General features: G+C 67.2%; 3 protein-coding genes. All 3 read right to left on the bottom strand.

Annotation, left to right across the window (positions count from 1 at the left end; translation table 11 throughout):
• Positions 1–11: 11 nt before the first annotated feature.
• A complete protein-coding gene (gene glk / locus I6U14_RS16630; protein ID WP_296900746.1) occupies positions 12–1,004 on the bottom strand; it encodes a glucokinase in 993 nt (330 codons plus the stop codon).
• Between the two features lie 328 nt (positions 1,005–1,332).
• Entirely contained in the window at positions 1,333–1,632 is a 300-nt protein-coding gene (locus tag I6U14_RS16625; RefSeq protein ID WP_296900745.1) for a hypothetical protein, read from the bottom strand.
• A 227-nt stretch (positions 1,633–1,859) separates the two neighbouring features.
• The gene (locus I6U14_RS16620) at positions 1,860–2,438 is read right to left on the bottom strand and encodes a hypothetical protein (RefSeq protein ID WP_296900743.1); all 579 of its coding nucleotides are present in this window, start codon (positions 2,436–2,438) and stop codon (positions 1,860–1,862) included.
• Between the last annotated feature and the right edge of the window lie 210 nt (positions 2,439–2,648).

The raw sequence follows: 2,648 nt of genomic DNA, 5'->3' as shown, positions 1-2,648 counted from the left end.
CTCGTCACTCGTCACTCGTCACTCGTCACTCGCCAGCCAATAAACCGCGCCGCACCCAGCAACGGGACCTGCTGGTTCAGGATCACGCGCACGGGCATCCGCTCCATGAGCCCCCGCATGCGGCCCTTATCCAGGAAGCCTTCAAGAAAACCGCCCGCACGCAGCAGGTCCAGATTCTTGGGCGCAATCCCACCACCGAGATACACGCCGCCCAGCGCCAAGAGCTTGAGCGCCATGTTGCCGGCCTCGCGCCCATAGAGCAGCGCGAACAGCTCCATCGCCTCGGTGCAGGGGTGCAGGCCCTCCGCCGCACACTGAGCCACCGCGGCGCCGACATCGCCATTGCCCGCGAGCGCGGCGGCCACCGCCGGGGGATGCTCGGCCTGGTGCCAGGCGATGAGAAAGTCGTAAAGATTGGCGATGCCCATGCCGGACACCACCCGCTCCCAGCTGACCCGCCCATAGCGCTGCTGAAGGTGGCCCAACAGCGCAAACTCGCGCTCATCGGCGGGCGCGAAGTCCGCGTGCCCGCCCTCGGTGGCGAAGGCGCGATGACGGGCTCCATCCCAGTAGAGACCAGCCTCCCCGAGCCCGGTGCCGGCGGCCACCACGCAAGCGTTGCCCACGCCATCGGACTCGCCCGGCTGGATCTCGGCGAGGTCGCCGGGGCCGAGGGCTGCCACGCCCCAGGCCACGGCTTCCAGGTCATTGAGCAGAAACGCCTGCTGGAAGCCCAGCCCCTGCGCCAGCTCCGCCGCATCCAGACTCCAGGGCAGATTCGTGGTCTTGCTGCGGCCGTCCACCACCGGCCCGGCCACCGCGAAGCTGCCGGCATCGCACTGCACACCGGTGTCATCAAGATAGCGGCGCACCAGCGCCGTCAGATCGCTGAAGTCCCGGCTGGGATAGCGGGCGGGGTGCGCCAGCGATACCGCATCGCCGGACACCTCCGCCACCGCAAGCCCCGTCTTGGTGCCGCCGATGTCGCCCACCAGTACGCGCATCTGCCTCTCCTGCCGCCGCCATTTTGACGCGCAGAATCATAACAGCCGGCGCTGCGCAGCAAACGCACGTGAGCTTTAACTGTGCTCCTGCGGAATGAACACAGATCAGGATCGGGATCAACAGAGCGAAATGATCGGGCGACTGGAGTCAAGGAAAACGAGCCAAAACGGAGGCTCCACTAGACCCGCTCCAGCACCGGGGCCCAGCGGCAGTCGCGTGTGCATAGCGAAGCGCGCGCGCACTGTCGCGCTGCCGGCATCCAGCCCCGAAAGGCATCGCCCGGCGGGCACTGGGCTCAGCGCACGCCGGGTAGCTTGGGAGTGAGATTTAGTCCGAGGACTCGCCGCCAGCAGTGGGCGCAGCGGCTGCCGGATAGGCATAGCCCGGATAGGCATAGCCCGGATAGGCGTAGGGATAGGCGCCGTAGCCATAGGGATAACCGCCCCAGTAGCCCGGGTAGCCATAGCCATAGCCTGGGCCGTACCAGGGACTGCCCCAGCCCGGGCCCCAACCGTTACCCCAGTTCCAAGGGTTGAACGGGCCCCAAAACGCGTTGGCGGAGCCTGCGGCGAACAGGGTGGCACCGGCGAGGCCGGCAGCGATCAGGAGACGCTTCTTAGCGAGCATTTGGTTTCCTCCGTCATTGACGTTGCCAATCAGCAGAGCCGGCCGTCGGGCCCGGCCCAAAAAAGACTAGGCCGACGAACGGTTTGTTTGTTTGATATATATCAATGTTTGTATATTCACAAATACTAATCTCGGTAGCCCAAAACCTTCTATGGCTGTCTCTGCACCGACATGAACCGCCGGGCGTTGTCGGCGGGCGCCCGCGCGCCGGGCAGCAGCGGCACCACTTACCGCGTCGTCTCGAACCGAAACGGCGCGGCCATGGTGCCCTTGGGCAGATGCAGCAGCACCCGCGCTTCCCAGGTCATGCGCTCGCGCACGCACACGGGCAGCATGGCGTTGCCGGTGTAAAGCTCGGGCGCGTCCTGCGAGGGTGTCAGACCGACGCGGTTGTAGCCCATATCCATGTCGACGCCGGCGAAGTCGAGCTCCACCCGTTCGGGGACCGGCAGGTCGATGAGGCGTACCTCGACGGCGAGGGGGTGAGCGGCGGGAATGCCCCGGGGAAGGATGTCGAGCTGCACGCCGCCACCGCCCGCGAAGCGGGCCGCGCAGGCGGCGGTGGTGATGTCGCAGGCGGGGCTCAGGGGAGCGCGCTCGGCGATGCGCGGGAATAGCCCCGGCCAGGCCTTGTAGACGGCGACGCCGCTCACGGCGGCGGCGAGCGCTGCAGCGGCGACCCAGAGGAGGGCAACGCGCGGATCGGCGCGGCGCCGGCCCGGGGCTGGGTCGCGGCGCCGCCGCGGTAAGACATCGGTGTGCTCGTGCGACACCGGATCGGGCTTGGGATCCGCCGGTTGGCTCATGCGTCGAGGTTACCGTCAATAACCACCTTTGTCTGCTGATGCGCAGCGCGGACTGACACATCTGCCTCGGTGCTCGGTCCAGGCGTCCCATGGCGCTCGCGCCATCCAGCTCATAGCCGACCGCATAGGGCTCGTTGCGCAGTTGCTGAGGACCAGCAGCGTGCGATCGCAGATCTCCGTCACCTCCAGGTACGGATCCACGGGTACGCG

Source organism: Thiohalocapsa sp., from assembly GCF_019695415.1.
Taxonomy (GTDB): domain Bacteria; phylum Pseudomonadota; class Gammaproteobacteria; order Chromatiales; family Chromatiaceae; genus Thiohalocapsa.
This window is presented reverse-complemented; position numbering and strand designations above follow the sequence as displayed.

Coding starts and splice junctions, on each gene's coding strand:
- I6U14_RS16625 (WP_296900745.1), bottom strand. CDS start 1,632: ATGCTCGCTAAGAAGCGTCTCCTGATCGCTGCCGGCCTCGCCGGTGCC.
- I6U14_RS16620 (WP_296900743.1), bottom strand. CDS start 2,438: ATGAGCCAACCGGCGGATCCCAAGCCCGATCCGGTGTCGCACGAGCAC.
- glk (WP_296900746.1), bottom strand. CDS start 1,004: ATGCGCGTACTGGTGGGCGACATCGGCGGCACCAAGACGGGGCTTGCG.